We start from the raw sequence: 21664 nt of genomic DNA on the forward strand, positions 1-21664 counted from the left end.
TTTCTCCTTTATAAAATTTAATTAATTACTGCAATTTGCACAATAAAAATAATCACTCAAATAAGCTTCAAGCTCGCTGATAGCAACTTCTATTAAATCAATATGTCCATCGAAAAATTCTATAGTATTGCTCAATTCGTTTGCTTCATCTTTAAAAATACCATCACTTGCAAAAAGTTCTAAATTTTCTTTAATTTGAAGTTCAAACTCAGTTCCACAGCTATCACAAGGTCTATAGATAAAACCTTGCATAATAGCATTTATTTTAACAAGCTTAGGATTTATTTTTACTAAATTTCCCTCAAAAATCATATTTTCAAGATTAAGTTTAAAAGGATATTCCTTTATGTTAATCTTAGAAAAAGGGATTTTCATTTAGCAAATTTCGTTTGGTTTAAAGAAAAATTCAACTTCTATTTTTGCATTTTCCAAGCTGTCGCTTCCATGAACAGCATTAGCATCAATACTCTCAGCAAAATCGGCTCTAATTGTTCCTGCTTTAGCTTCTTTAGGATTTGTCGCTCCCATTAAATCTCTATTTTTTAATACGGCACCTTCTCCTTCTAGCACAGAAACAACAACAGGACCACTAATCATAAATTCAACCAAGTCTTTAAAAAAAGGTCTTTCTTTATGAACAGCATAAAAATTTTCAGCTTGTTCTTTACTAAGTTGAACTTTTTTCATTGCAGCGATTCTTAATCCATTGCTTTCAAAACGATCTAAAATTTTTCCTATAACACCTTTTTTAACAGCATCAGGTTTAATTATAGATAAAGTTTTTTCCATCTTTGTAATAACTCCTTATTTTAATAAAGCTTAAAATTATACTTGAATTTGTTTAAAAAAAGTTAAATTAAAAGAAAAAGCTAGGAATCTCTAGCTTTTTAATTTTTTAAAATTATGCAAAAACTGGAGTGTCCCCGCTTCTCATATCAGCGCCGATATTATCACGACTTGGTTGTCCTGATTCTACAGCACTCCAAACTATACATCCATCTGTTGGGCAAGCACTGGCACAAGCTGGTTGATCATTATGTCCTACGCATTCAACGCATTTGTTTGCATAAACATAATATCTATCTTCACCTTCTGGATTGTTAGCATCATCAACGATAGCACTCACTGGACACTCATCAATACAAGAACCACAAGCAATACATATATCTGTAATTTTTACAGCCATTTTTTCTCCTTTTTAATATTAATATTTAAAAGATTTTAGCATAAAATTCTTAAATAATGTAAATTTTGATAATCAAAAATTTACATTATTTGATAATAATTATAACTTTCTTAAATTTTTAATATTATTTTAGATATTTAAAAAAAAATAAAGATTTAAACGATATAATTTCGTTATCAATAAAATTTATTATTTAGGAGAAAATATGATAGTTACTAAAAAAGCTTTAGATTTTACTGCTCCAGCAGTATTGGGAAACAATGAAATTGTTCAAGATTTTAATCTTTATAAAAACATAGGTCCAAAAGGAGCGGTAGTATTCTTTTATCCAAAAGATTTTACTTTTGTTTGTCCTTCAGAAATTATAGCTTTTGACAAAAGATATCAAGAATTTAAAAATCGTGGCATTGAAGTAATTGGAATTTCAGGAGATAATGAATTTTCACATTTTGCTTGGAAAAATACTCCAGTAAATCAAGGTGGTATTGGTCAGGTTAAATTTCCGCTTGTTGCTGACTTAACTAAGCAGATTGCTAGAAATTTTGATGTACTTTATGCAGAAGCAGTTGCCCTTCGTGGTTCGTTCTTGCTTGATGCTGATGGAACAGTTCGCCATGCTGTGGTTAATGATTTACCACTAGGTAGAAATATAGATGAAATGTTAAGAATGGTTGATACCATGCTTTTTACAAATGAGCATGGTGAAGTTTGTCCTGCAGGATGGAATAAGGGCGATGAAGGTATGAAAGCTAACCCTAAAGGCGTGGCTGAATATCTTGGCAAAAACGAAGCTAAACTTTAATTTCTTAGTATAAAGCCTCTTTACGAGGCTTTTTCTTCATTTTTATTCTTTAATTGAAATTCATAAATTTTCTACTATAATTTTACACACATATTAAAATTTTTATTTAGGCTAAAATATGGCAGGCGAAGATCAAGAAAAAACAGAAGAACCCACGTCCAAAAAGATAGAAGATGCGCGTAAAGAAGGTAATGTTCCAAAGTCTCAAGATGCGGCAGCTATTGTAACTTTGATAATTGGAGTAACTATAACTTTATTTATGATGAGTTTTATGGGCGAGAGAATTGTAAATTTATATAGATACTATCAAAGTTTTATTGGTGTTGAATTTGATTTGCGTATTATTCAAGCCATTATGATTAAAAGCATTTTTGAGGTTTTAATTATTCTTGCACCTATTGTTTTAAGTATTATGATTGCTGGGGTTTTGGGAAATATTATGCAATTTGGTTTTATTTTTACAACTAAACCTATTATGCCAAATTTAGGAAAAATCAATCCTCTAAAAGGTTTAAAAAACCTTTTTTCATTGAAAAAAATTGTTGAAAGTATAAAAATTATTTTAAAAGTGGGTATTGTTTTTACTATAGCTTTTATAGTTTTACTTAAATTTATGCAAGAGCTTCCAAGAGTTGAGCTTTATACTATGGTTGCACAGCTTACTTGGCTAAGAGACAGAGCTATTGTTTTAGCAGCTATTGTTATAGTTGCTTTTTTAATTATTGCTGTTTTAGATGTTTTTTTGGTGCGTTTTCAGTATTTTAAAGGTTTGCGTATGAGCAAACAAGAAATAAAAGATGAGTATAAACAAATGGAAGGAGATCCTCAGGTTAAAGGTAGAATTCGTAGACTTCAAATGGAAGCTGCGCGTCGTCGTATGGTTCAAGATGTTGCAGGTGCGGATGTGGTGATCACAAACCCAACGCATTATGCCGTAGCTATTCGTTATGATACAAGTAAAGAACAAGCCCCTAGGGTTGTTGCCAAAGGAGTGGATTTTCTCGCTCTTCGCATAAAACAAGTAGCCTATGAAAATAATGTTGTGGTTTATGAAAATCCTCCTTTAGCAAGAGAGCTTTATAAAGCTTGTGATGTTAATGATCTTATTCCTAGGGAAATGTTTAAAGCTGTAGCTGAGGTGCTAGGATTTGTTTATAATACAAATAATAAGAGTCGTTTAGCTGATCAAGTAAAAAAAGGAAACTAAAACTTTTAAGGTGTTTTAGTTCCTATTTTGTTAATAAGCTCAAGAACCGATTTTTGAGTACTTGTATCTGCTGTATCGACTTTAAAATATATTTCTACTCTATTATTTTCTAAGGCTTGCGGATTTCCATTGATGGGATTATTAAGCCCGTAGCTTTTAATGCTAATATTTTTCAAATTTGCTCCACCTTCTATAAAATATTTCAATACATTTTCTGCTCTTTGGTAGGCGAGTTCATAACTTCTTATAATAGAGTCGCTATTGTCTGTATAGCCTCTAATTTCTATTTTTGCTTGAGGTGGCAAATATGTTGTTAGTTCAGCCATACGTTTTAAGTAATCTTGTATATCAGCTGAAACGATTTGAGCACTACCTCTTTCAAATTCAACTTTAGATGGAAGATTAAGAGCAATCTGATTGTCGCTTTGATCTAGAGCCGCTTGAAGACGTTTGATGGTTTCTTGCTGTGTCATAGTCATTTGTTTTAACGATTTGAGTTCATCGCTTTCTTCTTTTGCTGCACCCTTGTATTTTTCTTGAGTTTTACTCTCTTCTTTGACTGTTTGAGTAGAGGTATAATCAAAGATTTTAACAAATTCGGTTTTTAAAGCCTCTACTTTAGCAGGATTTGTTTTAGAAATTGCCCAAAGAGCAATAAAAAGTGCCAAAAGCAAACTTAGAAAGTCTGCATAAGGTACAGCCCATTTTTCACCTGCGGGACATTCTGGACATTTATGTTTCTTGGCCATTTTTAACCTTTGTCAAATTGTGAAATTTTTGGATCATCGTGACTTAAGAAATTAAAAAGCTTAGCTTCCAAATCTCTAGGATTCGCACCTTCTGCAATTCCTTTTATGGCTTCAGTGATGACAATTTGCTCTTTTACAAGATCCATTCCATTAGCTTTCATTTTTCTTCCCCAAGGTGCAAAAAGCGCATAAGCACCAAAAATCCCAGTAACCGTAGCTGTAAAAGCACCTGAAATACCCGCTGCCATTGCTTGGGGATTGTCTAGCAATTTAAGAGCTAGAATAAGACCAAAAACCGCTCCAACAAGTCCCATGGTAGGGCAAGTTTCTCCAAATACTATCCAATATTCTGCACATTCTTTATAATGCTCTTCAAGTTGTTCGGTTTGTATTTCCATGCTTTCGTGAATTTCTTCAAAGCTTTTACCATCTACAAGCATCATCATAGCATTTTTTAAAAATTCATTTTCAATCTCATTGGTTCTTGATTCTAATGCTAAAAGCCCATCTCTTCTTGCAATAATGGCAAATTCTATTAACTGGGCTATCCTTTCAGGTAGATTTACTCCAGAACCTTTAAAGACAACTTTGAGTTCTTTATAAGCTGCTTTTACGATTTTTTTATGTGTAGAAGTCATTGCACAAAATGCAGCCGTTGGCATAACTATAAGAAAGGAAGAAAGATGCACAACATGTAAAGGATTACCACCTTCTAGTATATCTCCTACTGAAATACTAGTAACTGCAAGCACCATTCCCAGTATGGTTGAAAGATCCATATAAATATCTCCTTGATTATTTTAAATCGCCCCAATTTTTGGCAATACTTGAGCTTGTTTTTAATTTTACTTTTAATTTTACTATATTTTCCATAATATCTCTAGTTTTTTTTACAAAATTTTCACATAAATCATCTTTTACTTCAAAAATTAATTCATCATGAATTTGTAAAATAAGCTTTTTGTCTTCATTTAATTCTTTATCGATTTCTAACATAGCAAGTTTAATTACATCTGCTGCTGAGCCTTGTAAGATTGAATTAATACTTTCTCTTTCATACATGGCAATTTGCATAGGTTTTGCATTTTCAAAATCAAAATAACGCTTGCGACTGTTTAAAGTAGTGATAAAACCATTTTGTTTAGCTTCGTTTTTAACTGTTTCAAAATATTTTTTAATGCTAGTAAAATTTTCAAAATATTTTTCTATATAAGATTTGGCTAAATGAGCTTCTATTTTTAAATTTTGACTTAAAGTTTTATAGCCCATGCCATAAATAAGTCCAAAATTTATACTTTTTGCAACACTTCTGGTTTCATAATTGCTTTCTCCAAAAATCATTATAGCTGTTCTTGCATGTATATCTTCATCGTTAGCAAAAGCATTTAAAAGTTTTTCATCTTCGCTAAAATGTGCAAGCATTCTCAGTTCGATTTGAGAATAATCAAGAGAGATAAAACTAAATCCATCTTTAGCTACAAAGCAAGATTTATAATCTTTTGCGTATTGTCCGTGTGCAGGAATATTTTGCAAATTTGGATCTTTAGATGAAAGGCGACCCGTTGCAGTTCCAGTTTGTAAAAAACTTGAGTAAATGCGTGAATTTTCATCTTTTAACGCTAGTTTTAACAAAGGTTCGCAATAAGTGGAATAAAGTTTGGCAAGTTCTCTATAATCTAAAATTTTGGCAATTACAGGATGTTTATCTAAAAGTGCATTTAAAACTTTTTCATCGGTAGAATATCCTGTTTTTCCTTTTTTTCCACTTGGAAGTTTAAGTTTTTCAAAAAGTATATCACCTACTTGTTTAGGTGAGTTTAGGTTAAATCTATCCTCACAAAGAGTATAAATTTCTTCACTTAAATTTTTGATTTCATTTTCAAATTTTTTCATAAGGGCTTCAAGTGCATTTGTATCAAGCTTTATGCCATTTTCTTCCATCATCATAATGATTTTAATGAAATTAAATTCACAGTTTTTAGCAAGTTCTAATAAAGGAGTTTCAAGATTTTTTAAAAAATAAAGATAAAATCTTAACGTGATATAAGCATCTTCTGCGGCGTATTTGCAAGCTTTTTCAAGTTCTACACTTGCAAAATTTTCTCCTTTTTTAACAAGGCTTTCAAAATGTAAGGTTTCATAATTAAAAAGTCTTAAGGCTAAATCATCCATATTTACTCTTAAAGAAGGATTTTTAAGCCATGCTAAAATCATTGTATCTGCGTATTTTTGAGGTAAATTTAATCCAAAATTGTTTTGAATGATTTTAAAATCATATTTGAGATTGTGTCCTATAACAAAATGATTAAAGATTAGCTCTATAGCTTTTTTGGCACTTTGCAATGAAATTTGCTCACCTACTCCAAGATAGTTATGAGTTAAAGGCACGTAAAAAGCTTCATTTTCACTCATGCAAAAACTAAAACCAACAATTTTTGCTTCTTTTGTATCAAGTCCTGTGGTTTCGGTATCAAAAGCAATAATACTTTCTTTATCAAGGGTATTTAAAATTTCAAAAAGTTTGTTTTCATCTTGTATTAAAGTGGCTTTAAAACCTAAATTTTTATCTTTATTATCAGGATTTTGACGCAGTTTTTTAAGTAAAGTATTAAGTTCGTAATGTTCTAAAATTTCAAGTATTTTTAAAAGAGGTTCTTCATTAGGATAAGTTGCTTTTTCTATAAGATCTTGCACTTCTAAATTTTCATACAAAGAGGCTAATTTTTTGCTTAAAAATGCATTTTCCTTACCCTCTAAAAGCAAGTTACGACTTCTTTCATTGCGTATTAGAGTTAAATTTCCATAAATTCCTTCTATGCTACCAAATTCATCAAGTAAGGTTTTAGCCCCTTTTGCACCTATACCTTTAACGCCTGGAATATTATCAGAACTATCTCCGCAAAGAGCTAAAAAATCTCTGATTTGATGAGGTTTTACTCCGTATTTTTCTAAACACGCTGCTTCATCATAGTCGTTTTTAGAAATAGGGCTATAAATGCTCGTTTTGCCATCTTTTATGAGCTGATAAAGATCTTTATCTTGAGTGATAATGCGTACAAAAATATCCCTATCTTCACAAGTTTTTACAAAAGAAGCGATGATATCATCGGCTTCATAACCTTCCCTAGAAACGCTTATAAAACCCATTTTTTCTATCATCTCTATGCAAATTGGAATTTGTTCTAGAAGTTCAGGTGGTGGTGGAGTGCGATTTTGTTTATAGTTTGGATCAATTTCGCTACGAAAAGTTTTTCCTTTGGAGTCTAATGCAAAAACAATATAATCACTTTTATGTTCATTTTTTAAGCTATAAATAAAATTTGCAAAACCGCTAATCATTCCACTAGCTTGTCCTTGTGAATTTTTAAAACCTTTTAATGCGTAGTAAAGTCTGAAAAAAAATCCAAAAGTATCGATAATAGTTAAAGTTTTCATAATAATTTCTTCTTTTGATAAAATATATTTTTAAGTTGTATTATTTCAAAATTTTGCTTAAAATGTCTACAATTTAAGATCTTTAAGCAAAAACACTGCAATTTTTAGCCATAATTACAAATTATTTATAAAAAAATATATTAAAATATAAGGATAATGTAATGACAAATCAGCAAATTGATGGAATTGCGGATAAGAATTTTAACACACCTGAAGGTAGGAAAGTTTTTAAAAAGGCAGTTTTTTCTTGCTGGTTGGGAACTGCTATGGAATATGCAGATTTTGCACTTTATGGTTTAGCAGCTGCAACAATTTTTCAGAAGTGTTTTTTCCTGAGCAAACTCCAGTAATTGCACTTTTGCTTAGTTTTGTAACTTATGGCATAGGTTTTATTGCAAGACCTATTGGGGCTTTGTTTTTTGGCTATTTAGGCGATAAACATGGAAGGAAAAATGTTATGATGGCTACAATAGCTTTAATGGGAATTTCAACTACTCTTATAGGTTTTATCCCAAGCTATGCAGTAATTGGTGTTTGGGCGCCTATTTGTTTGGTTATATTACGTTTTATGCAGGGTTTTGGTGCAGGAGCTGAACTTTCAGGTGGAACAGTTATGCTTGGAGAATATGCTCCTAGCAAGAGAAGAGGGCTTGTTTCTTCTGTGATTGCTTTAGGATCAAATAGCGGAACTTTGCTTGCGTCTTTTGTATGGCTTTTGATGGTACAAATGGATGAAGCAAGTTTTAAAGAATGGGGTTGGAGAGTTCCTTTTATGGGAAGTATTTTAATCGCTCTTTTTGCTGTATATATTCGTTTTCATGTCAAAGAAACCCCTGTTTTTGAAAAGCAAAAAAATGAAATGATGAAATTGCGTCTTAATAACGAAAAGCATATAAAAAAAAGATGAAAGAAGTTTTTGGCAAAGAAGTCGTGCTTTTTGGACTATGGTGGGTTTAAGAATAGGCGAAAATGGACCTTCTTATCTTGCGCAAGGTTTTATTGTAGGTTATGTGACTAAAATTTTACTTTTAGACAAATCAGTTGCTACTACAGCGGTAATGATAGCTTCATTGGTAGGGTTTTTAGTTATTCCTTTGGCGGGTTATTTAAGTGATAAATTTGGAAGACGTATTACTTATAGAATGTTTTGTTTGCTTTTAATGATTTATGCTTTTCCTGCTTTTATACTTTTAGATAGTAAAAATGAAATTATTGTGATTTTAACTATTATTGTAGGTATGTCTTTAGCATCTTTAGGGATTTTTGGTGTGCAAGCGGCTTGGGGTGTGGAGCTTTTTGGGGTAAAAAACCGTTATACAAAAATGGCTTTTGCTAAGGAGCTAGGTTCTATTCTTTCAGGAGGAACAGCGCCTATGGTGGCTTCTGCTTTACTTGCGTATTATGGCACTTGGTGGCCTATTGCAACATATTTTGTATTAACTGCAAGTATAGGTTTTGTGACTACATTTTTTGCGCCAGAAACTAGAGGTAGAGATTTAAATAAAATAGAAGATGCGATATGAGACTTATTTTAGACACGGACATAGGCAATGCTATTGCAGGAGCAAATACTGATGATGGTTTAGCACTTGCTTTGATTTTGTCATCTAAAGAAATCAAACTTGAAATGCTAAGCACAGTTTGCGGTAATGTTCCAAGCCTTGTTGCCTATAGTGTGGCTAAGGATTTATTTAAATGTTTAAATTTAAATATCCCCGTTTATTTGGGAGCGAATGAAGCCTTAAAAGAATCAAGTAAAGCTTGGCGTCAAAGACTTGATGAAAGTGTAAAAAATTTTAAACTTGAATATCTTTGGGAAAATATAAAAAGTCCTGAAATTTTAGAAAATATAAATCCTGATGCGATTTTTAAAATGGGTGAGTTAGTGAGTAAAAATCCTAAAGAAATTTCTATTTGTGCGATAGGACCTTTGACAAATATCGCTATGGCTATGAAAATTTTTAAAGATTTTGATATAAATCTTAAAGAGCTTTTTATTATGGGAGGCAGTTTTGATATGCCTTATTACACTAAAGATACAAATTTTGGTTTTGATCCTGAGGCGGCTAGTATAGTGCTAAATTCAAGAGCTAAAATTACACTTGTACCTTATAATGCAACCATGCAGACTTTATTAACACACGAGGATTTAAAAGAGTTGCAAGGTAAGAATATTTTATGTGATTTTATCGTTGAAACTTTAGGTGTTTGGATTGATTATGCCTCTAAAACACGTGGTACAAAGGGAACTTGGATACATGACGCTTTAACGATAGCTTACGCACTAGATTCTAGTATTGCAGATTTTGATGAGTGTTATGCTGATATTATTTGCGATAGTTCTTTGGCAAGAGGTATGAGTTGGCGTTGTTTTAAAGAACCAAAAATGAGTATGGGGGTGGATTTAAGCACTAAAAATTGTGTTAAAATTTTAAAAAATGTTAATAATGCAAAGCTTTTAGAGTTGATAAAAATGAGGCTTTTAAAAGGAGTTTGCTATGAAAATTATGAAAGCATAACGACTTAATTTTCCAAGTAAGATAAAAAATATAGTTTTTAAAAAAGAATATTTTGCAAAACCAAGTCCCAAGGCAAAAAGATCTCCTACTAAAGGCAAAAAAGTAAAAAAAGCAAATATACTTCCAAATTTAGCAAAATTAGCATTGAAATTTTCTAATTTTTTCAAGGATTTGCTAAAGTATTTTTCTAAAATTTTTTCTTTTCCAAAATACGCTAAAGCATAAGTACTTAAACTTCCTAAGGTATTACCCAAAGTGGCTACGATAAGTACCAAATTTGGATTAAAATCAAGTTTTATAAAGCCTAAAACAAAGGCTTCACTTGCTAAGGGTAATAGTGTGCTTGAAAGAAAACACACTATAAAAAGTCCTAAATAACTTATATCACTATATAAAAAATCAAACATTAAAACTCTTTTTTACGCATTAAAATAAACAAAATAAAAAGATGGATAGGAAATAAAAAAGATTTGATAATTTCAAAATACAAATTTAAATTTCCAAGATCTAATCTTAAAAAAATAGCACCTATAATGATAAAAATAAAATAAATTTTGAAAAGATGGCTTTGAAAAAATTTATCTAAAAGAAATATATAAATAAAAGAAAGAATAAAAGCTAAATAAATGAAAAATTGCCATAAGTTAGCGTTTTCTAGATGAAAATACATATCAATACAACAAGCAAACATTATATAAATAAAACAAAAAGCCAAAGGAAATATCAATTTTTCTTTTCTAAAAAGAAAAAAATAAAATAAATGTATAAAACAAAATAAAATTAGCAGTAAAAAAGTTAAAATAGAATTTAAAAAATGCAAATTTTCTCTTAGATAAAGCTTTTGATCGGCTAAATTTAGCATTTGAAGGTTTTGCGGTGGTAATTCATAAAGGCTATAATCAATGGTTAAATAGTGATTAAAAACAAAAACTAAGGTGATTTGACTTAGGCTTAAAAAGATAACAAATAAAATACTATAGTTAATTATTTTCTTTTTCATTGGATAAAAGCTTTAAATTTGGGATAAATTTGATATTTTGGTTTTTACTAAGTGCGAAAGCAAATAGGGCGTAATAAATGACAAACAATAAACCTGTAAAGAAAAAAAACATAAACAAAGTTATGGCTAAAGCAAGTGAAGGCTTGCTATGAATTAAAAAAAACATAAATATAAAAACAATTATCAAAATCATACTTTTAAAAATAAAACATAAGAGAAAATAAATTTGATTTTCACATAAAGCTCTTAGTGTTTTAAAAAATATAAAAGTACAAAAAATGGCTACTATAAGACATAAAAAAGAAAAGCTATATAGAGCAATACGCGATATCTGACTGAGAGGATAAGAAGCACTCATAATAAGAATTAAGTTAAACAAAGTGATAAATTGAGTGCTTGCACCTATAAAAAAACTTATCAACAAAACTTTACTTTTACTTGTAAAATAAAGTTTTAAAATCATAATTGAATAAGAAATTAAAAAAATCACACAAAAAATTATAGTTAGAATGTTAGCGATAGAATCAAAATTATACAATTTTAAATCATAGATAAAATCAAGAACGATAGGTAAAAAATAAAAACAAATTGAAAGTAAAAAACTTATAAAAACTATCCAAGCAAACTTTTTAACGCTTTTAAAATCATTTTGTCTTCGAATTTCAAACATTTGATGAAAGTTTAAATTTGACACTTTTCTTCTTTAAAATATTTCAATCTAGCTTTTTTAAAATTTTATACCTTTCAAAGGCATAAGCAAAACTCAAAAAATGCAAAGTAAGGAAAAGAAATAAAAGGCTTGATTTATAGACAAATATAAAAGATAAAAATGCCAAAAGCATGCACAAAAATGCAAATAAAAAAGACATTTTCACCTCTTTAAAAAGCAAAGCAAGGGTAAGTGAAAATAAAAAATAAAAAACGAAAAATAAAGCTAAAAGCCCTAAAAATAAAATTTTATTTTCCAAAAGAAAAAAAGATGCACCAAGGTTTATAATGGCAAGCAAAAAATAAATTAAAATCTTATTAGAAGAAAATAAAAAATGAATTCTGACCACCATAAAAATAAAAGCAAGAACTATGTAAATACAAGAAAAGAAGCATAAAAATATACCGCCAATATAAAGAATTTCGTTCCCAGCTTCATATGAACTTGTCACCCCTTCATAAGAAAAAAAGTAATAAAAATTATATAAAGCACAGAAAAATATATAAACACTTAATCTTTTAATCTTAAAAAATGCAATTTTTTGTTCGTGTGTCATTTCAACTCCTTGCGTTTTTAAGCTCTAGATCTAAATAATATCCTGTATAGGATTTTGTTTTCTTATGCTCTTTAGCGACTTTTTCCACGCTTCCTGTGCTTATAACTTTTCCACCTTTAACTCCGCCTTCAGGCCCCATATCGATAATATAATCAGCATTTTTAATCACATCTAAATTATGTTCTATCACAAAAACAGAATTTTTAAGATCAACCAAATGTTGTAAAACTAAGATGAGTTTATTGACATCTTCAAAATGTAGTCCTGTTGTAGGTTCATCAAGTATATAAAGAGTTTTTCCTGTATCGCTACGGCTTAGTTCTTTAGCAAGTTTGATTCTTTGTGCTTCACCCCCGCTTAAGGTGGTGGCATTTTGTCCTAGGGTTAGATAGTCTAAGCCCACTTTTACTAGAGTGTCTAATTTTTGTTTGATTTTAGGAACGGCTGTAAAAAATTCACTCGCTTCTAAAACACTCATATTTAAAATTTCGCTGATATTTTTACCCTTATATTTGATTTCTAGCGTGGCATCATTGTAGCGTTTGCCCTGACAAGTATCGCAAACTACCATAACATCAGGTAAAAAATGCATTTCTATTTTGATTTCTCCATCTCCACTACATTTCTCACATCTTCCACCCTTGACATTAAAAGAAAAGCGTCCGGCTTTATAACCACGCATTTTGGCTTCTTTAGTGGCGGCAAAAAGATTTCTGATTTCATCCATAGCGCCTGTATAGGTGGCAGGATTTGAACGTGGTGTGCGCCCAATTGGGCTTTGATCAAGATAAATGACTTTATCAAGTTTTTCAAGTCCTTCTATTTGCACTCCACCAAGTTTTTTAACTTTTTTCGCACGGTTTAATTCCTCTTGCGCAAAAGGAAGTAGGGTTTGAAGTATCAAAGAACTTTTTCCAGAACCTGAAACTCCCGTTATAGCGACTAAATTTTGCAAAGGAAATTTTACGCTTAAATCTTGGATATTGTTAATATTTACATTTTTAAGCTCTAGCCATTCTTTTTGCTCTCTATTTTTAAGCTGTGAAATTCGCTTTTTACCATTCATATAAAGTGCAGTTTCGCTTTTGCTTTTTAAAAGTTCTTTATAAGTTCCACTAAATACAACCTCACCCCCAAATTTTCCTGCTTTTGGACCAATATCTACAATAAAATCTGCTTCTTCTATAGTCATTTTATCATGTTCTACGACAATTAGGGTATTGCCCTTTTGTTGTAAATTTCTTAAAGTTTTAATCAGTTTTGCAGTATCTCTTTCATGAAGTCCTATGCTAGGCTCATCTAAGACATACATCACTCCGCTTAAACCACTGCCAATTTGTGAAGCTATGCGGATTCTTTGTGCTTCACCCCCACTAATCGTTCTTGCATCGCGCCCTAAGGAAAGATAGCCTAGCCCCACATCATACAAGAAAAACAATCTTTCGTTGATTTCTTTTAGGATAGGTTTAGAAATAAGTTTTTGTTGCTCGCTTAAATAAGAAAAATTTTTCTCATCTGCAAAAAAGGCCGTACTATCTTCTATGCTCATATCTAAAATTTCACCCAAGCCTTTTTTGGCTACTTTCACGGCTAAACTTTCGGGTTTTAAACGATGCCCACCGCAGTCTTTGCAAATTTTTTCACTCATATATTCGGCTAAATCTTTTTCATCTTTTAGCATTTCATAAGCCATTTTAACCACGCCTTCAAAAGTGCGTTTTAGACGATTTCTTTTCCAAAGAAATTCTATAGTTTTGGCATTACCATACAATACAAGGCGTTTTTGTTCTTCGCTTAATTGCATAAAAGGTATTTTGATAGGAATTTCATTTTGTTCGCAAAAGGCGATTAGGAATTTATAATAATAACTTTTATTAAAACCATACATGATTTTAACAGCACCGTTTTCGAGACTTAAATTTTCATCGATGATTTTTTTCATATCTAAAGTATAACGAATTCCAAGTCCATCGCAAGCTTCACATGCTCCTTTTGGAGAATTAAAAGAAAAGCTTAAAGGCTCGAGTGGAACAAAAGAAATTTTACAATCAAAACAAGCGCAGTGCTCGCTAAAATGATAGTGTTTATTAAGATTTATTTCTTCGTGATTTAAAACTTCTATTTCTATTTCTCCAAAGCTTTCTTGTAAGCCTTTTTCTATATCGCTTGCAAGGCGAGAGAGTAAATCTTCTTGAATTTCAAGCCTATCTATGACAAGTTTAATGGTGTGTTTTTTGGTTTTAGCCAGTTCAATTTCTTCATCAAGCCTTACTAAAACTCCATCAATTTGAGCTCTTACATAGCCTTTGTTACGTAAATTTTCAAGTAAATCTGAATAAGTTCCTTTTTTTTCTCGTATGAGTGGAGCGTAGATAATGATTTTTGCACCTTTTGGAAATTTTAAAATTTCACTGACTATATCACTTACGCTCATAGATGAGATTTTTTGTCCACATTGATGACAATGTTGAATGCCAACTCTTGCATATAAAAGTCTTAGATAATCATAAATTTCAGTGATGGTTCCTACAGTAGAGCGTGGATTTTTAGAAGTAGTTTTTTGATCTATAGCAATGGCTGGAGTTAAACCTTCGATTTTATCGACATCAGGTTTGCCTACCTTATCTAAAAATTGTCTGGCATAAGCACTTAAACTTTCTATATAACGGCGTTGTCCTTCAGCATAAAGAGTGCCAAAAGCAAGGGTTGATTTTCCACTTCCACTCAGTCCTGTAAAAACAATGAGTTTGTTTTTGGGAATTTCAAGGTGGATATTTTTTAGGTTATTTTCTCTTGCACCAATGATTTTGATGGTATCGTTCATAGTCTTTCCTAAACATTAAAATAAATTTAAGATTTTAGCATAATAATATTAAAAGAACTTGGATAAATCCAAGTTAAAAATTTATAAGATTTAGCTTATTAAGCAAAGAGTGGGTGGTTCCAAGTATTGATAAGGCATATACGCAAAGTAAAATTTTTCTATGAGCTGAAATATGCATTTTTTCTATGATTTTAATTCCTATAAAAACTCCAACCATAGAAGCTATACCTACTAGTATTCCTTTATGAATAACTTCAGAGTCTATAACTCCAGAATTTGAAAAAGATATAATACCAGAGACTGAAGCAAAAATAACAAAAAACAAGGATAAGGAAACAACTTTTTTACTATCATAGCCTAAAAAATAAGCTAAAATTGGAGCAATTAAAAGTCCACCACCAATTCCCAAAGAAATAGCAAAAATACCAGTAAAAGCTCCAGCAATAAATAAAATGATATTCTTTACCCAAACGCTTCTTTGAATTTGCATAATGTTTTCTTTAATTCCAAAAGCATATTTGATAAAAAATATACAACTTACCGCCAAAAATACGCTAGTAAGAGCTACATCGCTTAAAGCTTTTAAAAGCATTCCGCTAAAGCTTGCCCCTATGAGCCCTCCAAAACCTATCATAACACCATCTTTAAGATTTAGATTTTTTTTCTTATAATTAATATAAGAGCCAAAAACTGCTGCAAAAATCATTTGCAATACTGAAATTCCGATAGCATGGTGAGCGCTTGCTCCAAGTGCGAACATAGAAGGAACGATAATCATACCTCCACCAATGCCAAAAAGTCCAGAAGCAATACCTGAAATGATTCCTATGATTAGATAAGGTAAATCTGTGATTTCCATAGCTTTTCCTAAAAAATATTAAATATTTCAAATACGGAATAATTTTATCTTATTAAGCTAAGTATTATCTTAGTTTTTTAAAACAATAGAATATTTTTTTGGTAACTTTAAGCATCGTAAAAATGTTTCAAAATATTATAAAATATAAAGATTTTATAATATTTATTTTAAATTTAAAGCAAAATTTATATTTATTGATTAAAATTAACTTAGACTTTAAAAATTTTCATAAAAGTCTTAATTTTTGAAATATTTTATAAGAAAGGTAAAAGATGAGTGAAAATGATTTTTTTGGTAATTCTTTGATTTTAAAACTTACACACACTCTTCGCTCTTGGCGTTTCTAAACTTCTTTTTATCTAAATTTTTTCTTTAGTATTATTTTTATTTATTTTATTTTTTTAAAAAAGGCCTATTATGTTTGTTAAAAATGTAAATTTTTATTACAGACAAATCCTTGAAAAATTTGAAAATTCTTATTTTGCAGAGGATTTGACTAAGGTAATTATAGGGATTGATTGTGATTATTTAGATGCTAATGAATTATCATTTAGCGAGTTTAAGGCAAAATATTATGAAGCTTTAAGTAAGAATAAAATTTGCGACTTTGCTGGATTTTTTGGAGTTTTTAGTGCGAATTTTGTATCTTTGTTTGAGAAAATTCCACTTTCTTCTAAGAAAAATTATGATTTTCCTTTATTTTTATTTGCCAATGCTAAAGCTTATTTGATTTATGAGAAAAATAGTAAGATGTTTTTTAAATTTGGCGCTTCAAAATATTTTGAATATTTAAAAGATGATATTGAACCAATTAAAAAGAAACAAAAAAATGCTTTTGAAATTTTAAATTCTTTAGAAGATGAAAAAAATGATTTTTTAAAAATGTGTGAAAAAGCTAAAGAATATCTTTTAAGTGGAGATATTTTTCAAGTGGTCTTAAGTAAGCAACTTTGTATCAAGCATCAAGTAAATGCTTTTGATTATTATGAGAGTTTAAGTGCTTTAAATCCAAGCGCTTATATGTATTATTTTCCAAGTAAATATGGTGTTGTTTTGGGTTCTTCTCCAGAGTTTTTATTGAAAATTAAAAAAAGAGAGATTTATTTAGCCCCTATTGCTGGAACTAGAAATTTGGAAAATAACTGTGATCTTTTAGCTTTAGAAAAAGATCTTTTAAGTGATGAAAAAGAACTTAGTGAACATAAGATGCTTGTAGATTTAGCAAGAAATGATGCTTGTAAATTTGGCGCTCAAACAAGAGTGGAAAATCTTTTTTCTATTATTAAAAATAAATTTGTAATGCACATAGTGAGTGAAGTGTATGCCAATATGAAAGAAGATGCGAGTATTTTCGATGTGATTGAAGCAGTTTTTCCAGCGGGAACTTTAAGCGGAGCTCCTAAAATAAGAGCTTTAGAGATCATTAGTGAGCTTGAAGATTGCGATCGTGGAATTTATGGTGGTGCGGTAGGATTTTTAAATTTTAACGAAGACATAACTTTAGCGATTTTAATTCGTTGCGCTTTTTTTACTCAAGATAAGGCTTATTTGGCAAGTGGGGCGGGTATTGTTTTGCAAAGTGAGAGTCAAAAAGAATATGCAGAAATTTGTGCTAAACGCAAGGCGCTTTTGGTAGCTTTTGAAAATTTAAAAAAGGAAAATCAATGATACTTTTAATTGATAATTATGATTCTTTTGTTTTTAATGTCAAAAGCATGTTAGAGCAACTCAGCAATGATGAAATTTTAGTAAGAAGAAATGATGAAATTTCTCTGAGTGAAATTAAAAATTTAAATCCTACTCATATTATTTTAAGTCCTGGTCCAAAGCATCCAAGTCAAAGTGGGATTTGTCTTGAAATTTTTAAAGCAAGGCTTAATATCCCTGTTTTGGGCATTTGTTTGGGACATCAAGCTTTAGCTTTAGCTTTTGATTCTTTAGTGGTTAAGATGCAAGAGCCTATGCATGCAAAAAATTCTTTGATAAAACAGTGCAGGGAAAATGAATTATTTTCTAATTTACCTTTAAATTTTAGCGTGATGCGTTATCATTCTTTAGAGGTTAAACAGCTTAGTGATGAGCTTGAAATTTTAGCCCTTGATGAGAAGGGTGTGATTATGGCTTTGGGACATAAAAATTTACCTTATTATGGTGTGCAATTTCATCCTGAAAGCTATTTTAGTGAATATGGCTTACAACTTTTTTCTAATTTTTTAAAACAAGATATAAAAAAATCACAAAAACAGGAAAATCCTTTAAGTTTTTATTTGCAAAAAATGAGTGAAAATCATTTTTTACAAAGCGATGATTTTGAGCAAATTTGTAAGATTATTATGTCTAAAGATTATGAAATTTTGCAAGTGGCGGCTTTGTTGATTTTAATCACTGAAAAGTCTTTAAACGAAAAATCTTTAAGTGCTTTTGTAAGACAAATTTTAAGATATTCTCAAACTTTTAGTGATGAGAGTGAGATGATTGATATTTGTGGAACAGGTGGAGATGGTTTTAAAAGTATCAATGTTTCTACGACTAGTGCTTTTATTTTAGCAGCTTTAGGAGTAAAAGTAGCCAAACACGGAAATCGTGCCATTTCAAGTTCTAGTGGAAGTACAGATGTGTTAGAAGCTTTAAATATAACTACTCCAAACACTTTAGAATCAGCTTTAAAACAACTAAACAATCAAGGGCTTAGTTTTTTACATGCTCCATTTTTCCATCCTTTAGTAGGAGAACTTAAAGAGATCAGATCAAGGCTTGGAGTAAGAACGGTTTTTAATGTTTTAGGTCCTTTATTGCACCCTAATTTAAAGTTAAAATATCAACTTATGGGAAATTATCACGCACCTGTGCATAGGCTTTTGATAGAGGTTTTAAAAAATTTAGGACGCAAAAAAGCTTTAGTGGTAAGAGGAAATGATGGTATGGATGAGCTTAGTATTTGCGATGAAAGTAAAATTTATGAGCTTTGTGAAGGAGAAATTTTAGAGTATTCTATCTGTCCTGAACAATTTGGTTTTAAAAGAGCTTTTCATAGTGAAATCATAGGATCTAGTGCATATGAAAACGCTAAGGATTTAAAAGATATTTTAAGTGGTAAAATGCAAGGGGCAAAATTTGATTTAGTAGTTTTAAATGCTATGTTTGCACTTTATACAGCCAATAAAGCAAGTTCGCCTTTAGTGGCTAAAGATATGATTTTAGAAGCCATTTATTCAGGTAAAGTTATAGAGTATTTTAAGGAGTATCAAGCTTATGCTAAAGCTTAAAATTTGTGGCATTAAAGATGAAAAAAATGCTAAAGATTTAGCTTTTTTAAATATTGATTTTTTTGGACTTATTTTTGCTAAAAGTCCAAGAAGAGTGAGTTTAGAACAAGCAAGAAATTTAAGTGCAATTTTTCATGAGAAAGATAAAAAAGTTGTCGGTGTTTTTGTAGATGAAAATTTGGAACAAATTTTAAGATGTATTAAAGAAGTTAAGCTTGATGGGATACAAATTTATCGCACTATTACCAAAGAAGAATTTGAAATTTTAAAGGTGCAAAATGTTTTTGTTTGGCAGGTGATAAGTGTGGAAAATAGTTTAGATTTAAAAAGTGAAATTTTTGCTGATTTAGTGCTTTTTGATGCTAAGGGAATTTTAAAAGGCGGTAATGGAATAAGTTTTAATTGGACTTTATTAAGTTCTTATACTAAAGATTTTGCATTAGCTGGAGGCATAGATTTGGATAATATTCATAAGGCTGTAAAAACAGGAGCTAAAATTTTAGATCTTAATTCAAAACTTGAAGATGAAAAAGGCTTAAAAGATATCAACAAAATAAAACAAATTTTAAAGGAGCTGAAAAAATGAAAAAAGCGTATTATGGGGATTTTGGTGGGCAGTTTTTGCCTGAAAGTGCAATGTTTGCTTTAAATGAGCTAGAAAGTGCTTTTTTGAAATTTTCTAAAGATAAACTCTTTAAAAAAGAATTAAACGATCTTTTAAAAACTTATGTGGGGCGTCCTACTCCGCTTTATTTTGCTAGAAATTTAAGCAAAAAATATCAGCATGAAATTTATTTAAAACGCGAGGATTTAAATCATACTGGAGCACATAAAATCAATAATGCTATCGCTCAAGCCCTTTTAGCAAAAAAAATGGGAAAGAAAAAAATCATAGCAGAAACAGGAGCAGGTCAACACGGGCTTGCAACAGCCACTGCAGCAGCACTTTTAGGACTTGAATGTGAAATTTATATGGGGGCAACCGATGTGCAAAGACAGGCTTTAAATGTTTATAAAATGGAGCTTTTGGGTGCTAAAATTCATGCAGTACAAAGTGGGCTTAAAACTCTAAAAGAAGCTACTACTGCAGCTATTCAAGCTTGGGTTGGAGATATTAAAAATATTTTTTATGTGGTTGGAAGTGCGGTAGGTCCTTATCCTTATCCTAAAATGGTAACCCATTTTCAAAGCATTATAGGAAAAGAATGCAAAATGCAACTTCAAAAACTCAATAAAAAAGTAGATTATATTATCGCAGCTGTTGGGGGTGGAAGCAATGCAGCTGGGATTTTTTATGATTTTATCAAAGATGAAAATGTTAAACTTATAGGTATTGAAGCAGGGGGGCTTGGCATTGATACGCCTTATCATGCAGCGACTTTAAATAAGGGAAAAACAGGCATTATTCACGGTATGAAAACCAAGGTTTTACAAGATGATTTAGGCAATATCTTGCCTGTACATAGTGTTTCTGCAGGGCTTGATTATCCAGGAATTGGGCCTTTGCATGCTTTTTTATTTGAAAGTAAAAGAGCGCAATATCATGCTATAAGTGATGAAGAATGTATGCAAGCTTTAAAATTACTTTGCAAAGAAGAAGGTATTATTGCAGCGATTGAAAGTTCGCATGCTTTAGCGTTTTTAGAAAAACTTTGTCCAACTTTAAAAAAGAAAAGCGTGATAGTAGTAAATCTTTCAGGCAGGGGAGATAAAGATATGCAAATGATTAGAGATTATAAAAAAGGGGTGATTTATGGTTGATTTTAGAAAATTTTATAAAGAAAATGCAAATGTGGCTTATACGGTTTTAGGTTATCCAAATCTTCAAACAAGTGAAGCTTTTTTGCAAAGATTAGATCAAAGCCCTATTGATATTTTAGAACTTGGTGTTGCTTATAGTGATCCTATTGCCGATGGTGAGATTATTGCAGATGCGGCAAAAATAGCTCTTAATCAAGGCGTGGATATTCATAGTGTTTTTGAGCTTTTAGTTAGGATAAAAACTAAAAAAGCTTTGGTTTTTATGGTTTATTATAATTTAATTTTTTCTTATGGCTTGGAAAAATTTGTGAAAAAAGCAAAATCTTTAGGGATTTGTGCTTTGATTGTGCCTGAATTGAGTTTTGAAGAAAGTGATGATTTAATTAAAGAGTGTGAAAGATATAATATAGCTTTAATCACACTTGTAAGCGTTACAACCCCTAAAGAAAGGGTTAAAAAATTAGTAAAACATGCTAAAGGTTTTATTTATTTATTAGCAAGCATAGGTATTACAGGTACTAAAAGTGTCGAAGAAGCAGTCTTACAAGATAAAGTAAAAGAAATCAGATCTTTTACAAATTTGCCTATTTTTGTAGGTTTTGGCATTCAAAATAATCAAGATGTAAAAAGAATGAGAAAAGTTGCTGATGGAGTGATTGTGGGAACTAGCATAGTAAAGTGTTTTAAACAAGGAAATTTGGATATAATAATGAAAGATATTGAAGAAATTTTCAAAAAATAAAATTTTAAAACATATTTTTATTTTATATTTACTATAATTTTAAATTAAG

The 21664-nt window shown here is 30.5% G+C and carries 21 protein-coding genes and 1 pseudogene; 10 read left to right on the forward strand and 12 right to left on the reverse strand.

All coding sequences use genetic code 11. The features are described from left to right. Positions 1 to 21 precede the first annotated feature (21 nt). The 3 genes from ELQ12_RS03740 to ELQ12_RS03750 form a co-directional block, all read right to left on the reverse strand. Entirely contained in the window at positions 22 to 375 is a 354-nt protein-coding gene (locus tag ELQ12_RS03740; RefSeq protein ID WP_070243302.1) for a hypothetical protein, read from the reverse strand. Then, on the reverse strand, positions 376 to 789 hold the full coding sequence (gene ndk / locus ELQ12_RS03745) for a nucleoside-diphosphate kinase (protein WP_002870750.1): 414 nt from the start codon (positions 787 to 789) through the stop codon (positions 376 to 378). It abuts the gene before it with no gap. Between the two features lie 112 nt (positions 790 to 901). Next, entirely contained in the window at positions 902 to 1186 is a 285-nt protein-coding gene (locus tag ELQ12_RS03750) for a 4Fe-4S dicluster domain-containing protein (protein ID WP_002854354.1), read from the reverse strand. 205 nt (positions 1187 to 1391) lie between these two features. On the opposite strand from ELQ12_RS03750, the gene ELQ12_RS03755 reads away from it, so the two are divergent. Both ELQ12_RS03755 and flhB read left to right on the forward strand, forming a co-directional pair. Beyond that, a complete protein-coding gene (locus ELQ12_RS03755) occupies positions 1392 to 1988 on the forward strand; it encodes a peroxiredoxin (RefSeq protein WP_002854219.1) in 597 nt (198 codons plus the stop codon). A gap of 118 nt (positions 1989 to 2106) precedes the next feature. Beyond that, a complete protein-coding gene (gene flhB / locus ELQ12_RS03760; protein ID WP_070243301.1) occupies positions 2107 to 3195 on the forward strand; it encodes a flagellar biosynthesis protein FlhB in 1089 nt (362 codons plus the stop codon). A 5-nt stretch (positions 3196 to 3200) separates the two neighbouring features. On the opposite strand, the gene motB is transcribed toward flhB, so the two are convergent. Genes motB through polA form a run of 3 tightly spaced genes read right to left on the reverse strand, consistent with a single transcriptional unit; the run spans position 3201 to position 7379 of the window. Continuing rightward, positions 3201 to 3944, reverse strand: a complete 744-nt coding sequence (gene motB, locus ELQ12_RS03765; RefSeq protein WP_070243300.1) for a flagellar motor protein MotB — start codon at positions 3942 to 3944, stop codon at positions 3201 to 3203. 2 nt (positions 3945 to 3946) lie between these two features. Beyond that, on the reverse strand, positions 3947 to 4723 hold the full coding sequence (motA, locus tag ELQ12_RS03770; RefSeq protein ID WP_002854170.1) for a flagellar motor stator protein MotA: 777 nt from the start codon (positions 4721 to 4723) through the stop codon (positions 3947 to 3949). A gap of 16 nt (positions 4724 to 4739) precedes the next feature. Beyond that, positions 4740 to 7379 (reverse strand): DNA polymerase I, encoded by a 2640-nt coding sequence (polA, locus tag ELQ12_RS03775; protein ID WP_070243299.1) that lies wholly within the window; start codon positions 7377 to 7379, stop codon positions 4740 to 4742. A 161-nt stretch (positions 7380 to 7540) separates the two neighbouring features. On the opposite strand from polA, the pseudogene ELQ12_RS03780 reads away from it, so the two are divergent. Both ELQ12_RS03780 and ELQ12_RS03785 read left to right on the forward strand, forming a co-directional pair. Next, positions 7541 to 8902: pseudogene (locus ELQ12_RS03780) on the forward strand (MFS transporter). Continuing rightward, a complete protein-coding gene (locus ELQ12_RS03785) occupies positions 8899 to 9906 on the forward strand; it encodes a nucleoside hydrolase (RefSeq protein WP_070243298.1) in 1008 nt (335 codons plus the stop codon). Before ELQ12_RS03780 ends, ELQ12_RS03785 begins: the two are co-directional and overlap by 4 nt. Here ELQ12_RS03785 and ELQ12_RS03790 read toward each other — a convergent pair. The 6 genes from ELQ12_RS03790 to ELQ12_RS03815 all read right to left on the reverse strand — a co-directional run bounded on the left by ELQ12_RS03790 (position 9862) and on the right by ELQ12_RS03815 (position 15846). Beyond that, the gene (locus ELQ12_RS03790) at positions 9862 to 10305 is read right to left on the reverse strand and encodes a YqaA family protein (RefSeq protein ID WP_002870753.1); all 444 of its coding nucleotides are present in this window, start codon (positions 10303 to 10305) and stop codon (positions 9862 to 9864) included. The genes ELQ12_RS03785 and ELQ12_RS03790 overlap by 45 nt on opposite strands. Further along, on the reverse strand, positions 10305 to 10898 hold the full coding sequence (locus ELQ12_RS03795) for a hypothetical protein (RefSeq protein WP_134264574.1): 594 nt from the start codon (positions 10896 to 10898) through the stop codon (positions 10305 to 10307). Before ELQ12_RS03795 ends, ELQ12_RS03790 begins: the two co-directional genes overlap by 1 nt. Beyond that, on the reverse strand, positions 10879 to 11592 hold the full coding sequence (locus ELQ12_RS03800; protein ID WP_002870755.1) for a hypothetical protein: 714 nt from the start codon (positions 11590 to 11592) through the stop codon (positions 10879 to 10881). The genes ELQ12_RS03795 and ELQ12_RS03800 overlap by 20 nt, the downstream gene beginning before the upstream one ends. Before the next feature lie 19 nt (positions 11593 to 11611). Continuing rightward, positions 11612 to 12163 (reverse strand): hypothetical protein, encoded by a 552-nt coding sequence (locus ELQ12_RS03805; RefSeq protein ID WP_002870756.1) that lies wholly within the window; start codon positions 12161 to 12163, stop codon positions 11612 to 11614. Between the two features lies 1 nt (position 12164). After that, positions 12165 to 14987 carry an excinuclease ABC subunit UvrA gene (gene uvrA, locus ELQ12_RS03810; protein WP_070243296.1) on the reverse strand — a complete coding sequence of 941 codons (2823 nt, stop codon included), beginning with the start codon at positions 14985 to 14987 and terminating at the stop codon, positions 12165 to 12167. Between the two features lie 73 nt (positions 14988 to 15060). Then, positions 15061 to 15846, reverse strand: coding sequence for a sulfite exporter TauE/SafE family protein (locus tag ELQ12_RS03815; protein ID WP_070243295.1), 786 nt, complete (start codon positions 15844 to 15846; stop codon positions 15061 to 15063). A gap of 122 nt (positions 15847 to 15968) precedes the next feature. On the opposite strand from ELQ12_RS03815, the gene ELQ12_RS03820 reads away from it, so the two are divergent. The 6 genes from ELQ12_RS03820 to trpA all read left to right on the forward strand — a co-directional run bounded on the left by ELQ12_RS03820 (position 15969) and on the right by trpA (position 21615). Further along, positions 15969 to 16094 carry a hypothetical protein gene (locus tag ELQ12_RS03820; protein ID WP_002854718.1) on the forward strand — a complete coding sequence of 42 codons (126 nt, stop codon included), beginning with the start codon at positions 15969 to 15971 and terminating at the stop codon, positions 16092 to 16094. Positions 16095 to 16263: 169 nt separating this feature from the next. Beyond that, the gene (locus tag ELQ12_RS03825; RefSeq protein ID WP_134264575.1) at positions 16264 to 17514 is read left to right on the forward strand and encodes an anthranilate synthase component I family protein; all 1251 of its coding nucleotides are present in this window, start codon (positions 16264 to 16266) and stop codon (positions 17512 to 17514) included. Next, positions 17511 to 19112: an anthranilate phosphoribosyltransferase gene (gene trpD, locus ELQ12_RS03830; protein ID WP_074469059.1), complete on the forward strand. Its 1602-nt coding sequence runs from the start codon at positions 17511 to 17513 to the stop codon at positions 19110 to 19112. Before ELQ12_RS03825 ends, trpD begins: the two co-directional genes overlap by 4 nt. Next, positions 19099 to 19698: a phosphoribosylanthranilate isomerase gene (locus ELQ12_RS03835; RefSeq protein ID WP_134264576.1), complete on the forward strand. Its 600-nt coding sequence runs from the start codon at positions 19099 to 19101 to the stop codon at positions 19696 to 19698. Before trpD ends, ELQ12_RS03835 begins: the two co-directional genes overlap by 14 nt. Continuing rightward, complete coding sequence (gene trpB / locus ELQ12_RS03840) at positions 19695 to 20873, forward strand: tryptophan synthase subunit beta (protein WP_002861118.1); 1179 nt, start codon at positions 19695 to 19697, stop codon at positions 20871 to 20873. Before ELQ12_RS03835 ends, trpB begins: the two co-directional genes overlap by 4 nt. Beyond that, complete coding sequence (gene trpA / locus ELQ12_RS03845) at positions 20866 to 21615, forward strand: tryptophan synthase subunit alpha (RefSeq protein WP_044780437.1); 750 nt, start codon at positions 20866 to 20868, stop codon at positions 21613 to 21615. The genes trpB and trpA overlap by 8 nt, the downstream gene beginning before the upstream one ends. The last annotated feature ends 49 nt before the right edge of the window (positions 21616 to 21664 follow it).

The sequence above is a fragment of the Campylobacter sp. US25a genome (assembly GCF_004379075.1).
Classification (GTDB): Bacteria; Campylobacterota; Campylobacteria; order Campylobacterales; family Campylobacteraceae; genus Campylobacter_D; species Campylobacter_D jejuni.

Bases quoted from the DNA above. Each gene is read 5' to 3' on its own strand.
- uvrA (WP_070243296.1), bottom strand. From the start codon at position 14,987: ATGAACGATACCATCAAAATCATTGGTGCAAGAGAAAATAACCTAAAA.
- motA (WP_002854170.1), bottom strand. From the start codon at position 4,723: ATGGATCTTTCAACCATACTGGGAATGGTGCTTGCAGTTACTAGTATT.
- trpB (WP_002861118.1), top strand. From the start codon at position 19,695: ATGAAAAAAGCGTATTATGGGGATTTTGGTGGGCAGTTTTTGCCTGAA.
- ELQ12_RS03805 (WP_002870756.1), bottom strand. From the start codon at position 12,163: ATGACACACGAACAAAAAATTGCATTTTTTAAGATTAAAAGATTAAGT.
- ELQ12_RS03815 (WP_070243295.1), bottom strand. From the start codon at position 15,846: ATGGAAATCACAGATTTACCTTATCTAATCATAGGAATCATTTCAGGT.
- polA (WP_070243299.1), bottom strand. From the start codon at position 7,379: ATGAAAACTTTAACTATTATCGATACTTTTGGATTTTTTTTCAGACTT.
- motB (WP_070243300.1), bottom strand. From the start codon at position 3,944: ATGGCCAAGAAACATAAATGTCCAGAATGTCCCGCAGGTGAAAAATGG.
- trpD (WP_074469059.1), top strand. From the start codon at position 17,511: ATGATACTTTTAATTGATAATTATGATTCTTTTGTTTTTAATGTCAAA.
- ELQ12_RS03825 (WP_134264575.1), top strand. From the start codon at position 16,264: ATGTTTGTTAAAAATGTAAATTTTTATTACAGACAAATCCTTGAAAAA.
- ELQ12_RS03785 (WP_070243298.1), top strand. From the start codon at position 8,899: ATGAGACTTATTTTAGACACGGACATAGGCAATGCTATTGCAGGAGCA.
- ELQ12_RS03820 (WP_002854718.1), top strand. From the start codon at position 15,969: ATGTTTCAAAATATTATAAAATATAAAGATTTTATAATATTTATTTTA.
- ELQ12_RS03795 (WP_134264574.1), bottom strand. From the start codon at position 10,898: ATGAAAAAGAAAATAATTAACTATAGTATTTTATTTGTTATCTTTTTA.
- flhB (WP_070243301.1), top strand. From the start codon at position 2,107: ATGGCAGGCGAAGATCAAGAAAAAACAGAAGAACCCACGTCCAAAAAG.
- ELQ12_RS03755 (WP_002854219.1), top strand. From the start codon at position 1,392: ATGATAGTTACTAAAAAAGCTTTAGATTTTACTGCTCCAGCAGTATTG.
- ndk (WP_002870750.1), bottom strand. From the start codon at position 789: ATGGAAAAAACTTTATCTATAATTAAACCTGATGCTGTTAAAAAAGGT.
- trpA (WP_044780437.1), top strand. From the start codon at position 20,866: ATGGTTGATTTTAGAAAATTTTATAAAGAAAATGCAAATGTGGCTTAT.
- ELQ12_RS03740 (WP_070243302.1), bottom strand. From the start codon at position 375: ATGAAAATCCCTTTTTCTAAGATTAACATAAAGGAATATCCTTTTAAA.
- ELQ12_RS03790 (WP_002870753.1), bottom strand. From the start codon at position 10,305: ATGTTTGATTTTTTATATAGTGATATAAGTTATTTAGGACTTTTTATA.
- ELQ12_RS03835 (WP_134264576.1), top strand. From the start codon at position 19,099: ATGCTAAAGCTTAAAATTTGTGGCATTAAAGATGAAAAAAATGCTAAA.
- ELQ12_RS03750 (WP_002854354.1), bottom strand. From the start codon at position 1,186: ATGGCTGTAAAAATTACAGATATATGTATTGCTTGTGGTTCTTGTATT.